The sequence below is a fragment of the Parerythrobacter aestuarii genome, from assembly GCF_030140925.1.
In the GTDB taxonomy this organism is placed as follows: Bacteria; Pseudomonadota; Alphaproteobacteria; order Sphingomonadales; family Sphingomonadaceae; genus Parerythrobacter; species Parerythrobacter aestuarii.
The window spans coordinates 2,013,914-2,027,586 of the sequence record NZ_JARBWD010000001.1 but is presented as its reverse complement, the minus strand read 5'-3'; the positions used below and the strand labels follow the sequence as shown (position 1 = coordinate 2,027,586).

13 protein-coding genes are annotated in these 13,673 nt (G+C 63.5%); 9 read left to right on the top strand and 4 right to left on the bottom strand.

The genetic code is table 11. From position 1 onward, the window contains the following. The first annotated feature begins 1 nt into the window (after position 1). The 3 genes from QPW08_RS09910 to QPW08_RS09900 are packed head-to-tail and all read left to right on the top strand — an operon-like array spanning position 2 to position 2,953. Positions 2–358 carry a hypothetical protein gene (locus QPW08_RS09910; RefSeq protein ID WP_284125649.1) on the top strand — a complete coding sequence of 119 codons (357 nt, stop codon included), beginning with the start codon at positions 2–4 and terminating at the stop codon, positions 356–358. After that, positions 348–1,748: an NAD(P)H-hydrate epimerase gene (locus QPW08_RS09905; protein ID WP_284125648.1), complete on the top strand. Its 1,401-nt coding sequence runs from the start codon at positions 348–350 to the stop codon at positions 1,746–1,748. The genes QPW08_RS09910 and QPW08_RS09905 overlap by 11 nt, the downstream gene beginning before the upstream one ends. Then, the gene (locus QPW08_RS09900; protein WP_284125647.1) at positions 1,745–2,953 is read left to right on the top strand and encodes a class I SAM-dependent RNA methyltransferase; all 1,209 of its coding nucleotides are present in this window, start codon (positions 1,745–1,747) and stop codon (positions 2,951–2,953) included. The genes QPW08_RS09905 and QPW08_RS09900 overlap by 4 nt, the downstream gene beginning before the upstream one ends. Here the strand turns inward: QPW08_RS09900 and QPW08_RS09895 are convergent. The 4 genes from QPW08_RS09895 to QPW08_RS09880 all read right to left on the bottom strand — a co-directional run bounded on the left by QPW08_RS09895 (position 2,942) and on the right by QPW08_RS09880 (position 5,712). Beyond that, positions 2,942–3,721 (bottom strand): hydrolase 1, exosortase A system-associated, encoded by a 780-nt coding sequence (locus QPW08_RS09895; RefSeq protein ID WP_284125646.1) that lies wholly within the window; start codon positions 3,719–3,721, stop codon positions 2,942–2,944. The two genes, QPW08_RS09900 and QPW08_RS09895, sit on opposite strands and share 12 nt — an antisense overlap. Continuing rightward, positions 3,718–4,359 (bottom strand): hypothetical protein, encoded by a 642-nt coding sequence (locus QPW08_RS09890; RefSeq protein WP_284125645.1) that lies wholly within the window; start codon positions 4,357–4,359, stop codon positions 3,718–3,720. The genes QPW08_RS09895 and QPW08_RS09890 overlap by 4 nt, the downstream gene beginning before the upstream one ends. 59 nt (positions 4,360–4,418) lie before the next feature. Next, on the bottom strand, positions 4,419–4,685 hold the full coding sequence (locus tag QPW08_RS09885; RefSeq protein WP_284126334.1) for an acyl carrier protein: 267 nt from the start codon (positions 4,683–4,685) through the stop codon (positions 4,419–4,421). A 91-nt stretch (positions 4,686–4,776) separates the two neighbouring features. After that, on the bottom strand, positions 4,777–5,712 hold the full coding sequence (locus tag QPW08_RS09880; protein ID WP_284125644.1) for a GNAT family N-acetyltransferase: 936 nt from the start codon (positions 5,710–5,712) through the stop codon (positions 4,777–4,779). A 74-nt stretch (positions 5,713–5,786) separates the two neighbouring features. On the opposite strand from QPW08_RS09880, the gene QPW08_RS09875 reads away from it, so the two are divergent. The 6 genes from QPW08_RS09875 to QPW08_RS09850 all read left to right on the top strand — a co-directional run bounded on the left by QPW08_RS09875 (position 5,787) and on the right by QPW08_RS09850 (position 13,664). Then, entirely contained in the window at positions 5,787–7,313 is a 1,527-nt protein-coding gene (locus QPW08_RS09875; protein WP_284125643.1) for an acyl-CoA ligase (AMP-forming), exosortase A system-associated, read from the top strand. Then, a complete protein-coding gene (locus QPW08_RS09870; protein WP_284125642.1) occupies positions 7,310–8,560 on the top strand; it encodes a pyridoxal-dependent decarboxylase, exosortase A system-associated in 1,251 nt (416 codons plus the stop codon). Before QPW08_RS09875 ends, QPW08_RS09870 begins: the two co-directional genes overlap by 4 nt. A 182-nt stretch (positions 8,561–8,742) precedes the next feature. Further along, positions 8,743–9,387, top strand: coding sequence for an XrtA/PEP-CTERM system exopolysaccharide export protein (locus QPW08_RS09865; protein ID WP_284125641.1), 645 nt, complete (start codon positions 8,743–8,745; stop codon positions 9,385–9,387). Between the two features lie 14 nt (positions 9,388–9,401). Continuing rightward, positions 9,402–10,928: an XrtA system polysaccharide chain length determinant gene (locus QPW08_RS09860; RefSeq protein WP_284125640.1), complete on the top strand. Its 1,527-nt coding sequence runs from the start codon at positions 9,402–9,404 to the stop codon at positions 10,926–10,928. Positions 10,929–10,939: 11 nt separating this feature from the next. Then, complete coding sequence (locus QPW08_RS09855) at positions 10,940–11,956, top strand: P-loop NTPase family protein (protein WP_284125639.1); 1,017 nt, start codon at positions 10,940–10,942, stop codon at positions 11,954–11,956. Between the two features lie 13 nt (positions 11,957–11,969). Continuing rightward, positions 11,970–13,664 carry a preprotein translocase subunit YajC gene (locus QPW08_RS09850; RefSeq protein WP_284125638.1) on the top strand — a complete coding sequence of 565 codons (1,695 nt, stop codon included), beginning with the start codon at positions 11,970–11,972 and terminating at the stop codon, positions 13,662–13,664. The last annotated feature ends 9 nt before the right edge of the window (positions 13,665–13,673 follow it).

The following is a 13,673-nucleotide window of genomic DNA, read 5'->3' as shown; positions in this document are numbered from 1 at the left end:
CATGCGGCGGGGGTTGGGCATCATCGTGCTGGCCACGCTCGCGGCCTGTTCGGGCAACGAGGAAGAGGCCGCCAACGCTGTCGAGGACGGCGATCAGATGCTTTCTTGCGCCATCGGCCCAGGCTCCGAATTCAGCGACAGTTGCACGCTGCAGAAATTCGAGCGCGATGGCGCGACGATCTACCGCGTCAACCATCCCGGTGGCGGCTTTCGTTTGTTCGACGTGGCCGCAGATGGCAGCGGCCTCGTCCCGCATGACGGGGCCGAAAGCGCGGCGAATGCGCTCGATGGCGACGTGCTGGAGGTTGCGATAGGTGAGGATCGCTACCGCTTCCCGGCCAGGTCCAATGCCCGATAACGCCCGCCTGCGCCAGATCCTGACCGTCGCGCAGATGCAGGCGGCGGAGCAGGCGCTGATTGATGCTGGAACCTCGGTCGAGGAACTGATGCAACGCGCGGGCAAGGGTGCGGCAGAGTGGGTATGGCGCATCAGTGGCGGCCGTCCGGTGACGGTCTTGTGCGGCCCTGGCAACAACGGCGGCGACGGCTATGTCATCGCGACCGAGATCATGCGCCGGGGTGGTGAAGCGCGCGTGATTGCACCACTCCCGCCCAAAACCGATGCGGCCCGCGATGCTGCCTTCGGCTTCGACGGTGAGGTCCTCGGCAAGTCTGGAGAGATACGCGGAGACGTGTTCGTCGATTGCCTGTTCGGCAGCGGTTTGTCGCGGCCACTTTCCGAAACATTTCGCCGCCTGGTCGCCGGGTTGCAGGCGCATCACGTGCATTCGGTGGCCATTGACGTTCCCAGCGGGGTCGATGCTAACTCCGGGAACTGGCCTGTTGAGCTGGCGGCGTTCGATTGCACCATTGCCCTTGGCGCATGGAAGCGGGCGCACTGGCTGGGTGAAGCTGCTGCAAGGTCAGGCACGAAGCGATTGGTCGAGATCGGCGTGGCGGATCAAGGTTGTCGCGAAACCCTCTCGCCGCGTCCCATGCTGGCCACGCCGCAATGGGACGCGCACAAATATCGGCGCGGGCTGGTCGCGGTTGCTGGTGGAGCGATGCCGGGGGCTGCGGTCCTCGCCGCCCGCTCGGCAATGGGCGCAGGTGCCGGCTATGTGAAGCTGTTCTCTGAAGTGGCGGGCCCGGTCCCTGCCGATCTTGTCCATGACGTTGCCCCCTTACCTGTTGCGCTGTCGGGCAGCCGCATCGCTGCGGTGCTCATAGGTCCGGGGTTGGGGCGTGACGAGGCGGCAAGGGCGCGCCTCGCCGACGCGTTATCGAGCGGACGTCCCATCGTCCTCGACGCCGACGCGCTGGTTCTTCTCGACAACGACCTCCTCGAAGGCGTCGATACGAGTCGCATGGTTATCACCCCGCACGAAGGCGAGCTGGCCAAGCTGTGCGAGACTTTCGGCATTGAAGGCGCAGACAAGCGCGAACGTGCCATCGCACTGCACGAACGTACTGGGGCGACGGTCCTCGCCAAGGGCCCGGACACGTTGCTGACCCATGCTGGCGGAGTCACCTACTTCCCGGCGGGAGCGAGCTGGCTCTCGGTTGCTGGGAGCGGTGACGTATTGGCCGGGATCGTCGCGAGCAGGCTGGCCGCTCACGGTGATCCTGTCCGCGCCGCCAGCGAGGGCGTATGGCTGCATCACGAGGCAGCCCGGCAGGCAGGCGTGGCTTTCTCAGCCAGCGATCTGGCACAATCCGTAGCCTGCGCCTACGCCGCCTTCCTGTGAGCGAACCGAAAGAGATCATTCGCATCGCCGCCAAGGGCGATGGCGTCACGGCGGACGGGCAGCATGTCGCCCTGTCGGCCCCAGGTGACTTCGTGCAGCCGGACGGGACGCTGGCGCATGGGCCGCATCACGTCGATCCGCCGTGCCGGCATTTCGGCACCTGCGGCGGGTGCCAGCTGCAGCATGTCGACAACGAGGCACTGGCGCAGTTCGTGACCGACCGTGTGGTGCTGGCGGCAGAGGGCCAGGGGATCACATCCGCAAGAGTCGCCCCGGTGCACCTTTCGCCAGCTGGCACCCGGCGGCGTGCGACCTTGCACGCGCAACGTCGCGGCAAGCAGATACTGCTGGGGTATCGTGAAGGGCGCTCGCACAAGATCGTCGACCTCAAGGAATGCCCTGTGCTGTGGCCTGAGCTGCTCGCGCTGGTCAAGCCGCTGCGCGCCATGCTGGCAGTGTGGGAAGGTCGGATATCGGCGGATATCGAACTGGCGATGGCCGACCAGGGTGTCACCTGCGGTATCAAGGGCATCCGGCCCGAGGGGCTGGCGCAGACCGAAGCCCTGCTCGATTTCGCGCGGGACAACGGTCTTGCGCGGCTGAGCGCCGACGATGGCTTTGGGCCCGAGACCGTGTGGGAGCCTGAAGCGGCGACGATAACACTCAGTCGGGTGCCAGTCGCATTTCCGCCGGGCGCATTCCTGCAGGCAACCGAAGATGGCGAAGCGGCGCTGGTCGGTTCCGCGAAGGAATGGCTGGCTGGCGTCACGCCCGTCGCCGACCTGTTCTCTGGCCTTGGGACCTTCGCCATTGCATTGGCAGGACCAGAGAAGGTTCTTGCCGCCGAAGCGTCGCGCGACGCCCACCTCGCTTGCCAGCAAGCGGCCCGCGCATCCGGCAAGCCCGTGTTCGCGCAGCACCGCGACCTGTTCCGCAATCCCTACATGGCAGATGAAGTCAGCAAGTTTGGAGCTGTCCTGCTCGATCCCCCTCGGGCAGGCGCGCGCGAGCAAATCGAGCAAATCGCCGCCAGCACCATCTCACGCGTCGTCTATATCAGCTGCAATCCCGCCAGCTGGGCAAAGGATGCTACGCGGCTCGTAGAGGCGGGTTTCGTGCTTGAGGAAGTGCGCCCGGTGGGCCAGTTTCGCTGGTCGACCCATGTCGAGCTTGCCAGCCTTTTCGTGCGCCCGTCAGCTGCGTAAGACGGCGAGGATTTTCTTCTCCAGCCACTGCCGGGCGTGTTCCTCGACATAGGCGTGACTGGCACCATCGCAGCGCTGCACCCGCGCATCATCCTTGGGCCAGACGCTGTCGAACACCTGGGCGGTACGGTCCTCGCTGGCGAGCAGGAAGTGCACATCGCCGGCAAAATCCGCGATTCCGGCAGCCATTCGTTCGGCCAGCCCGCTCGGGGCTGGTGCATCGGTTTTCGAGGCCTGCCGCAATCCTTTGAATAGCTTCCTAAGATTGACTCCGCCGGTCAGTAGCCGCTTGATTTCCTTTGGGTTCTTTAGCTTTTCGACATAGCGCGCGCGCACTGCTTCGGGCGGAGGCGCATCGTCGCTGTCGTCCTCGATGGTCCAGGGATTGGATAACACCAATCGCTCGCACCCGGCACCGCCCGCCAGCATCAGCGCGCTTGCCGCGTCGCAATTGCCGAACCCGACGACGGTGGCGACCGATGGGGCCATGGCCTGGAAGGCCTCGACCGCGGCATGGATATCCGCTTCGCTCTTTTCGAACCCGCGGTTGTCGCCTTCGCTGTCGCCGATCCCGCGCCGATCATAGCGGAAGACAGGGAAGCCGGCGCGCGCGATCCGCGCTGCCAGCGCTGCCTGGCCGCCAAAGGCGCCCGAACGCAGTTCGTTGCCGCCGCTGACCAGTAGCAAGCCGGTGGTCGAAGGTGCGGTATCGAGCGTGCCGGCGAGCGTACTGCCGTTGCAGTTGAAGGTCAGGTGCAAGCGGTTCATTCGAAGCCTCCCGCACTATCGACCGCAATGGCGATGATCGCCGCCACCGCATCGGCCTGTTCGGGATCGTCGTCCGGTTCTGCGCGGAGCCAAAGGGGTTTGCCGCCTACAGTGGCCTGGTCGATGCGCGTGCGGATCGGGCTTTCACCAGGCTCCGCCTCTTCCAGCTGGCGGACCATGGGAGCACCCAGATGCCATCCGGCGAGCTCAACCCCCTCGCGGCGAGCGAGTTCCATCAGGGCATCGCTGGTCTCGTCACGGCCAGCCTCCTTGGCGGCGATCATGCGGGCGCGAACCATGCCGCGCAGAACTTGCCTGCCGCTCGTCGCGGCGTAGTCCCACCCCGGCAAACCGATCGGCACGAGCAGCGTCCCCGCGCGCACGGCAAGGAACCGGGTGGGTTTGAAATGGACAACGGCAGCCTTGATCGCTTCGCGCCAGCTTTCCAGCGATTGCGCGGGCAGCGGTTGGGTGCTCTCGTTCCAGCCCGGCAGGTCGGGCAAAACGCTGTCGATGCCGGACAAATCGAGCCTGTACATCACTTCGACCAACTGGTGGCGCAGCTTGTTATGCTCGTCGAACAGCGGGGGAATCACCAGCAGGCGGTGCTTGCGATCCTTGCCGAAGACACGCGCCATCTCATTGTGGGTTTCGCCGCCGGGAAGGGGGCAAGGCCATTCGGCAAACATGCCGCCGATCAGCCCTCGATGACTTTGGCTTCGGCGAACGCGAGAAGCGCGCCGTAAGTCTCCAGCATTTCGCCATCGACGTCATCATCCTCGATCAGGATATCGAGCCGGTCTTCCAGCTCTGTAAGTAGGCCAGCGACTGCCATGGAATCGAGCTCGGGCAAGTGACCGAACAGACCGGTGTCGTTGTCGAACTCTTCGACATCCTCAGGATCGAGGCCAAGCACATCGCACAGCACGGAACGCAGCGCCGCATCGATCTTGGCGCGGCTCATGCCCAGCGGGTCTTTCCCCGGCGTGTCACCAGCGTTGACGGTATCGGATCCCATCGCGTGTCCTGCTTGCCCCTGAAGACAGGGGGCGTCCCTAGCTTCGTGCCGGTTTGCGCGCAAGCCGGGTAAGGATTCGCTTTCCCAGCGGTGCCCACGCCTTGGGCTGGCGCGGATCGAGGCAATCGATCAGGAAGCGGGGCCGAACCTGCTCCATCCAGTCGGCCTTGTAGCGATCATTGCCGGTACCAAAATCGACCAGCGCGACCTTGTCGGCGTCGATCACATGCTCAAACAACGCGGCGCTCAGCGTGGTGCCCGCGCTAAGGTGCTTCATCTCTTCGAGATGTGCCAGTTTGTGGATGTAGGCGACGCCGTTCTCGACGGTCCAGAACTGCGCAGCGACCGGGCGGCCTTCATGGCGAGCGATAGCGAGACGGATACGGCCCGCGGCACCTTCTTCCTCAGCAAACTTGCGCAGGATCTCCGGCGTGTCCTCCGCAGGCTTCCAGCTTTCGGCGTAGATCGCTTCGTAGGCGGCCCATGCCGAGGCATCGAAGCGGGTCAACAGTTCGACGTCGACCTTCTTCGCCTTGCGTTTGAGCGTGGTGCGCATGCGGCCGTCGCGGCTGGCCCAGTATTCGTCAAAGCTGCGACCGTTGACCGGCAGTACATGGTTGAAGTCGCATTGTTCGCGGTGGACCAGCCAGCCGGCAGCGCGAAACGCGGCTTCGAGCCTTGTGGCGGAGTCATCTTCGTCCGGCACTGGCGACAGCGTGACCCGGTGCGACTGACCGCGCAGGTCGTCGGCGAGTGCGGTCAGCAGCCGGTCACCATCGGCACTCGCAGGGGCCAATTGCCGCCAGGTGAAGCTGTACCAGTGGTTGAGCGGCTCGAGCCTGCCATTCGCGCGGGTCAGCGGTAGCGCGGCGCTATGTTCGCCATCGCTTGCCAGTGCCAGCAGCGGCGGCTTGCGCTCGGCTAGCAGGGCATACCATTCAGGCCTGTCGAAGGGCGATGCATGTTCTGGCATCAGCCCTTGCAAGACATTAACCCTGTCGTGATAGCTGGCAGCAATCGCAGACACGAAATTCCTCTTGGAAAACCATGATTCTCACGCCTGACCCGACACCCAAGCCGCTCGATCACCTCGCCGAATGTGGCGAGGGCGATGCCCCGGCGCTGGTCCTGCGCGAGGAGACCCTTAGCTACAAGGACTTAAGAAGCCGTGTCGCCGCGTTGGCCTCTTGGCTCAAACAACAGGTTCCTGGTGAAGGCGAACGGGTGGCCAGCTGGGCGGCCAAGGGTGTGCTGACATGCCTTTTGCCATTGGCTTGCGCGCGGGCAGGGCTGGTGCATGTGCCGGTCAACCCGCTGCTGAAGCATGCGCAGGTGGCGCACATCCTGTCCGATAGTGGTGCGAAAATGCTGATGGGCACAGCGGCCCGGTTGAAGACGCTTGAGCCGGGTGATGTGCCTGATTGCTGCGCGACGATAGACGAGGATGCTGTGTGGGAGGCCGTGGGGGAACATGATAGTGCACTGGGTCTGTCGGATGCATCGCCCGACAATCTTGCTGCCATCCTTTACACCAGCGGATCGACTGGGCGCCCCAAGGGTGTGATGCTGAGCCATGCCAACATGTGGCTGGGCGCAGTTTCCGTGAGTGATTACCTTGGTTTAGCGGCCGATGATGTGACGCTGGCGGTGCTCCCGCTGAGCTTCGATTATGGGCAGAACCAGTTGCTTTCGACCTGGTATGCCGGGGGCAGTGTCGTTCCGCTCGACTATTTGTTCCCGAAGGATGTCGCCAAGGCTTGCGCCAAGCACAAGGTGACGACGCTGGCGGCGGTGCCACCGCTGTGGGTGCAGCTGACCGAGATCGAGTGGCCGCCGGAGGCTGTCGCCAGCATGCGGCGCATGACCAATTCGGGCGGTGCGCTGACCGAAGAACTTGTGCGAGATTTGCGCGCTATCTTCCCGCAATCACGGCTTTTTCCCATGTACGGCCTGACCGAGGCGTTTCGCTCGACGTATCTCGATCCGGAGTTGGTGGACAGCCATCCGACATCGATGGGCACGGCGATTCCCTTCGCCGAGATCCTTGTGATCGACGATCAAGGCAATGTCGCCGAGCCGGACGAAGAAGGCGAGCTGGTCCATTGCGGCCCGCTGGTGGCGCAGGGCTATTGGCAGGATCCCGAGCGAACGGCGGAGCGATTCAAACCGGCTCCTGGAGCCTCGGAATACGGCGGCATGGCAGTTTGGTCGGGCGACAGGGTTAAACGCGATATCAATGGCTTGCTGTACTTTGTTGGTAGGCGCGACGCGATGATCAAGAGCGCTGGTAACCGTATCAGCCCGCAGGAAATCGAGGACGCGGCCCGCGCGACCGGGCTGGTTGCCGAAGCGGTGGCACTAGGGGTCAAGGATGACCGCCTGGGACATGCCGTCCATCTTGTTGTCAGGCGCATGCAGGGCGCTGAAAATGCAGAGGAAATGCTTCCCAAGGCGCTGAAGCATGAACTACCCAACTTCATGCTGCCGCAGGTGATCCATTGGCGAGAGACCTTGCCGCTCAATCCCAACGGGAAACTTGACCGCACGGCGATTGCGCGGGAGATCGGGTCATGAGCGCCGCTGAAAAACCGCCTGGAAAACCATTGGGCCCGTTGCCGCAAGGGTATGAAACCTTCAACGGACAGCTCGCCATAGGGGGGCAAACGGCTGCACAATTGGTTCAACAGGCCGGCGGGACACCCCTGTTCGTCTATTCGCGCGAGATCATCGCCAACACCATGATGCGATTGCGCGAAGCGATGCCGGCGCGGTTGCATATCAATTACGCGATCAAGGCCAATTCGCATCCCGATGTGCTGTCCTACATGGCCGATCTTGTGGATGGTTTTGACATCGCTTCGGGTGGCGAGCTGGAGAAGATCCAGGCCTCCGGGATCGATGCTTCACGGGTCAGCTTTGCGGGTCCTGGCAAACGCGACTGGGAACTGGAAGCCGCAATCAGGGCAAGCGTCACGCTCAATCTCGAGTCCGAAAGCGAGGCTGAGCGTGCGTTGGCAATTGGCAACCAGCTCGGGATCACTCCTCGGTTAGCTATCCGCGTGAACCCCGATTTCGATATGAAGGGCTCCGGCATGAAGATGGGCGGGGGGGCCAAACCCTTTGGTGTCGATGCCGAGCGGGTGCCCGAACTCGGGCGGAAGATCATCGCGGCCGGGGCTGAATGGAGGGGCCTGCATATCTACACAGGCAGCCAGGCGCTCTCGGCAGAAGCCATCATCGAGACGCAGGCCAATGTGCTGGAACTGGCCGACCGCATCGCAACCGATACTGGCCACCCATTGCCCAAGCTCAATATGGGCGGCGGATATGGCATTCCCTATTTCCATGGAGACGAACCGCTCGATATCGAAGCTATCGGCGCGGCATTGGAGGAGCGTTTTGGCGACCTTCCGGCAAGCCTCAAGGATTCCCATCTGTGTATCGAGCTGGGTCGCTATCTCGTTGGATTAGCTGGTGTTTACCTGTGCCGTGTTGTCGACCGCAAGGTCAGCCATGGGGAGACCTTCCTGGTCACGGATGGTGGGTTGCATCACCAGTTGGCGGCTTCGGGCAATTTCGGCACAGTCGTGCGCCGCAATTATCCGGCGGCCATTGCGACCCGCTTCGATGCTCCGCCGGAAGAGGTCCAGCACATCGTTGGATGCCTGTGCACCCCGCTCGACAAACTGTCGGACAAGGGATTTCTACCCCGCGCCGAGGTGGACGATATCGTCGCCATTTTCTGTGCCGGGGCATACGGGGCCAGCGCTTCGCCGGCACAATTCCTCGGCCAGGGTCCGGCCCAAGAAGTGCTGGTTTAGGTAACCGGGCGCTTAACCTTTACAAAGGCGCTGTCCCGTTTCGGGAACGCCCCTCACAAACCGGCCAAAGCTAACAAGATATTCACCTTTTTTGGCGAGAAACGCAGCCAAATCGCGGGGACCCGTCTGTCCGTAGTTCGGCGGATGGCAGGGTTCATGCACATGACCAAGGACGCGTTTCGATGTCTCAACCCCGGTTTCCCACCCTCATGGCTGGCAGCGCCATGGCGGCGCTCGCGCTCAGCGGCTGTGCCGCTGGCGGCGGCCAGCAGCTGCCGCCCGCCAATTTCGTGGCGCTGCAGGAAGGCCCGAGCCAGGAGTATGTGATCGGCCCGCTCGACGAGCTTTCCATCAATGTCTGGCGCAATCCCGAACTCAGCGCCGACAAGATCCAGGTTCGCCCCGATGGCCGCATCAGCATCCCGCTGGTGACTGACATGCCAGCGGTCGGCAAAACTCCGGCGATGCTGCAGGAAGACATCCGCCTGCACCTTTCCCAGTATATCGAACAGCCAATCGTCTCTGTGATCGTGACCAAGTTTGCCGGCACGTTCAGCCAGCAGGTCCGCGTAATCGGCGCAACCGAACAGCCAGCTGCCATCAACTATCGCGCCAACATGACCGTGCTCGATGCGATGATCGCAGTCGGCGGCCTGAGTGAGTTCGCTGCCGGCAACCGCGCCAAGCTGATCCGGCGAGACCAGCGCACCGGCAAGCAGACGGAGTATGCGCTGCGCCTCAGCGACCTCCTGAGGAAGGGTGACAGCCGCGCCAACGTGCTGCTCGCCCCCGGCGACGTCATCATCATCCCCGAGAGCGCATTCTGAAGGCGGCCTGACGTATGAACGAAGTCTTCGAAGAAGTCCGCGCGGCGCTCTATTCGGCATGGGCCAGGAAATGGCTCGTGCTCGGCGTTGCATGGGGTGTGTGCCTGGCCGGTTGGCTGGTCGTCGCGATGATCCCCAACAGCTATGAGTCCAAGGCCAAGATATTTGTCCAGCTCGACGATATCCTGACCAAGCAGACCGGCATCGCCGGCAGCGACAAGTCGGACATCCAGCGCGTGCGCCAGACGCTCGCCAGCGCCTCGACGCTGGAGAAGGTGATCCGCTCGACCAAGTTGGGTGAGGGCGTCAGCACTCCACAACAGATGGAGCGCGAGATTACCGGTCTCGCGACTGCGGTTTCCGTTAAGAGCGAGGAAGACAACCTCTTCGAAATCAACGCCAAGATCGGCAAGGGGCACTTCTCCGACGCCGAGAATGCGCGCCTGTCGCAGGAAGTCGTGCAGAAGCTGCTCGATATCTTCCGTGAGGAGAACATCGCCGGCAACCGCGGCGAAGTTGCCGATGCCGTGGCCGTGCTCGACCAGCAGCTGGAAGAGCGCGCCAAGGATCTCGAATCCGCTGAGGCTCGCCTTACCGCCTTCGAGGCCGAGCATCCCGAACTGGCCGGGGGTGCCAATGCCATTTCCAACCGTCTCAACCAGACCCGTACCGAACTGCGGGGCGTCGAGGCGGATATCGCTGCGGCGCAGAGTGCGCTTGCTGCGATCAATGGCCAGATTGCCGGAACGCCGGCCTCGCTGCCCGGTACGGCTGCAAGCGCAGGCGGTGCCGCCGGGGCCTATGCCCAGGCCCAGGCTCAGGTGGCGCAGCTGCGGGCTCGCGGGCTAACCAACAATCACCCGGACATGCAGGCCGCAATCAAGCAGATGGAATTGCTGCGCCAGCAGGCTCAGCGCGAAGGCGGCGGCGGTGCGGGCGGCATTCCCAACCCGGCCTATAGCTCGCTGATATCGATCAAGGCCGAACGGCAGGCCAATCTGCAGGCGCTGCTGGCTCGCAAGGCGGCGCTACAGGCCGATGTCTCGATGAGCCTCGCTGACCAGGCCAGCGAGCCGGCGCTTGCCGCCGAGGCTCAGCGCATCGGGCGCGACTACGAAGTGCTCAAGAAGAAATATGACGAGCTGCTGCAGGACCGCGAGGAACTGCAACTGCGCTCGAACCTCGAGACCGAACGCAGCTCGTTCCGTTTCGACATCATCGATGCCCCGGCATTGCCGCTCAAGCCCGCCGCTCCGAACCGGCCGATCCTGCTTTTCGGGGTGTTGCTGCTCGGCGTGGGTGCAGGCGTGGGAACAGCTTTCGCGATGTCGCAGCTCAAATCGACCTTCGCCACTACCAACGGGCTCGAGCGGGCGCTGGGCCTGCCGGTGCTGGGGGCGATTTCGACCAGCCTGACACCAGTCCAACGGACCGAAGAAGCGCGCCGTACGAAGATGTTCTTCGGTGGTGCTGCTGCGCTCGTCGGCGTGCTGGCGATCCTGCTGGTCGTCGAGTTCATCCAGGTCGGCAGCGTGGCCTGAGGAGAGGGATAATGACCGAACACAGCAAGATCCCGCTCCCCGGCAACGGCGAAGACGGTTCCAACAAGGAAGCATCGCTGCTGGAGAAAGCCAGCGGCGCTTTCGGGCTCGACAATTTCGGTGCGGCACCGATGCCCAAGCAGCTCGACGAAAGGCGCATGAAGCGCGCCAAGAAGGTCGAGCGCAAGGGTGCCCCGGCTGAAAGCGCTGAGGTCGAGGTCGAGCAGGCTGCACCCGAGCCGCAGCTGCCCGTGCCTGCAGCTTCAGCCCCTGCACCGGCTGTCATCGATGCAGCTCCGGTTGCACCCGTGTTCGAAGGCGAACATCACAAGGTCAATCGCCAGCACTTGCGCGACCAGGGACTGATCGATCCCGACGGCAAGGTCAGCGAGCTGCTGGAAGAATTCCGTATCGTGAAGCGCCAGCTGCTGAGCGCGGCCAAGACGCGCGGAACCGCCCAATCTCGCCGGATTCTCGTCAGCTCGCCGCATCCCGATGAGGGCAAGACCTTCTGTGCGGTCAATCTCGCCATCGCCATGGCGGCCGAGCGCGACATGGAAGTGCTGCTGGTCGATGCCGATATCGCCAAGCCATCTATCCTCTCGACGCTGGGCCTGCCCAAGGCATCCGGTTTCATGGATGCGCTCAGCCACGAAGAGGTGCCGGTGGAAGACCTGGTGCTGGGTACGGATATTCCGGGACTCTGGGTCCTGCCGGCGGGTCATGTGGACAAAAACGGCGCTGAGTATCTTTCCAGCGGGGCAACTGCCGAAGTGCTCGACCGCCTGACCGTGGGCGTGCCCAACCGCATCGTCATTTTCGACACGCCGCCTGCGCTTGCCGCATCGCCTGCGGCCGATCTTGCCAAGCATGTGGGCCAGGTCGTGCTGGTGGCGCGCGCAGACCAGACCGGGCGCAGCGCGCTGGAGGACGCCTGCCAGCTGCTGAGCGCCTGCGACGATATCAAGCTCCTGCTCAATGCAGCCAATTTCAGCCCGAGCGGTCGCCGCTTCGGAACCTACGGGTAAAGGGGGACGTCCGATGAAACGGGTCCATTATCTCAGCTCTATCGCAGCGATTGCGCTGGCCTTGCCAGCGGCTGCGCAAGCGCAGGTCTATGGCGGCGATGACGGCGTGACCGGCGGCGGTGACCGCACAACATCTTCGCGCGAAGACCGCGGTGAAGGCCGCCAGCGTCCGCGTATCGAGCCCTATCTTGAAGTCAGCCAAGTCGTACTGGCTGAGCTTTCCCCGGGCGACGATGTCGTGACCTATACGCAGGTCGCCGCCGGAGTGGATGCCAGCATCCAGGGCCGCAACAATGGCGGCTCGGTTTCGCTGCGGGTTGAACGCAACATCGGGTATGACGATGCGGATCTCGACACGACCACGGTTTCGGGTGTCGCGCGCGGCTATGCTTCTGTGGTTCCAAATGTCCTGACCGTGGAGGCGGGTGCACTCGCTGCCCGCACAACTGTAGACGGGGCAGGGGCCTCGCTCAACGGGGCGGAGGGCCTCAACAGCGGCAATGAAAGCCGCACTTACTCCGCCTATGCCGGGCCCAATGTTTCGACCCGCGTGGGCGTTCTCGATGTCAGTGCCAATTATCGCTTGGGCTATACCCGCGTGGAAGCGCCTGATGCCGTTGTGGTGACGCCGGGCACGGACCCTGTCGATGTGTTCGACGAAAGCGTCGTTCACAGCGCCAATGCCCGTGTCGGCCTGCGCCCTTACACCAACGCTGTCGGCGGTATTGGTGCCGCCGTCGGTGGTGGCTTCTACCAGGAAGATATCGACAATCTCGACCAGCGCGTGCGCGATGCCTATGTCCGCGCCGATGTAACCGTACCGGTCAGCCGCACGCTCGCCGTGGTTGGTGGGGTAGGCTACGAAGACGTTGAAGTGTCGAGCCGAGATGCGCTGATCGATGGCGCAACGGGCCTGCCGCAGATCGACAGCAACGGTCGCTTCGTCACCGATCCGAGTGCACCGCGCCGGATCGCTTTCGAAACTGACGGGTTGATCTGGGATGTCGGCGCGGTCTGGCGTCCGTCCAGCCGAACCGCTTTCGAGGGGCACTACGGTCGCCGCTACGACAGCGACACCTATTACGGCAGCTTCGCCTATGCGCCTAACAGCCGCAGCGCGCTCAATGTCTCGGTCTATGATGGGATTTCGGGCTTCGGCGGCTTGCTCAACAATGCGCTGGTCGCGCTGCCCACCAACTTCGAAGCCAGCCGCAATGCGGTGACAGGCGACATCAATGGTTGTGTCAGCTCGACGACGGGCGGCAGCTGCTTCGGCGGTGCGCTGGCCTCTGTCCGCAGCGCGGTGTTCCGCAGCCGAGGCTATTCGCTCAGCTATTCGGAAACCATGGGCCGGATGACGGCGGGCTTCGGTGTCGGCTACGATCGTCGCACCTTTATTGCCGCGCAGGGTACGGTGCTTGCCGCGGCGGACGGGTTGACCGAGGAAAGCCTGTACGGCGCGGTCTACCTCAGCGGCGACATCGGTCGCAGCGCCGGTTTCACTGTCAATGCCTATGCCAATTACCTGACCAGCGACTTTACTGATGGCGATGCGCTCGTGCTGGGTACTTCGGCTTCCTACAACCAGCGGCTGTACCAGGGCCTTTCGGCCCGGGCCGCGGTCTCGCTCGACTATCTCGACAGCGATGTCGTCGGCGAAGACCTCAAGACCGCGTCGGCCCTTGTCGGCCTGCGCTACGACTTCTGAGCCCGCGAA

What these genes read in the sequence shown, in the direction of transcription:
- QPW08_RS09895 (WP_284125646.1), bottom strand. Translation starts at nt 3,721, where the DNA reads ATGAACCGCTTGCACCTGACCTTCAACTGCAACGGCAGTACGCTCGCC.
- QPW08_RS09855 (WP_284125639.1), top strand. Translation starts at nt 10,940, where the DNA reads ATGACCGAACACAGCAAGATCCCGCTCCCCGGCAACGGCGAAGACGGT.
- QPW08_RS09890 (WP_284125645.1), bottom strand. Translation starts at nt 4,359, where the DNA reads ATGGCGCGTGTCTTCGGCAAGGATCGCAAGCACCGCCTGCTGGTGATT.
- QPW08_RS09870 (WP_284125642.1), top strand. Translation starts at nt 7,310, where the DNA reads ATGAGCGCCGCTGAAAAACCGCCTGGAAAACCATTGGGCCCGTTGCCG.
- QPW08_RS09850 (WP_284125638.1), top strand. Translation starts at nt 11,970, where the DNA reads ATGAAACGGGTCCATTATCTCAGCTCTATCGCAGCGATTGCGCTGGCC.
- QPW08_RS09885 (WP_284126334.1), bottom strand. Translation starts at nt 4,685, where the DNA reads ATGAGCCGCGCCAAGATCGATGCGGCGCTGCGTTCCGTGCTGTGCGAT.
- QPW08_RS09860 (WP_284125640.1), top strand. Translation starts at nt 9,402, where the DNA reads ATGAACGAAGTCTTCGAAGAAGTCCGCGCGGCGCTCTATTCGGCATGG.
- QPW08_RS09875 (WP_284125643.1), top strand. Translation starts at nt 5,787, where the DNA reads ATGATTCTCACGCCTGACCCGACACCCAAGCCGCTCGATCACCTCGCC.
- QPW08_RS09910 (WP_284125649.1), top strand. Translation starts at nt 2, where the DNA reads ATGCGGCGGGGGTTGGGCATCATCGTGCTGGCCACGCTCGCGGCCTGT.
- QPW08_RS09880 (WP_284125644.1), bottom strand. Translation starts at nt 5,712, where the DNA reads ATGCCAGAACATGCATCGCCCTTCGACAGGCCTGAATGGTATGCCCTG.
- QPW08_RS09865 (WP_284125641.1), top strand. Translation starts at nt 8,743, where the DNA reads ATGTCTCAACCCCGGTTTCCCACCCTCATGGCTGGCAGCGCCATGGCG.
- QPW08_RS09905 (WP_284125648.1), top strand. Translation starts at nt 348, where the DNA reads ATGCCCGATAACGCCCGCCTGCGCCAGATCCTGACCGTCGCGCAGATG.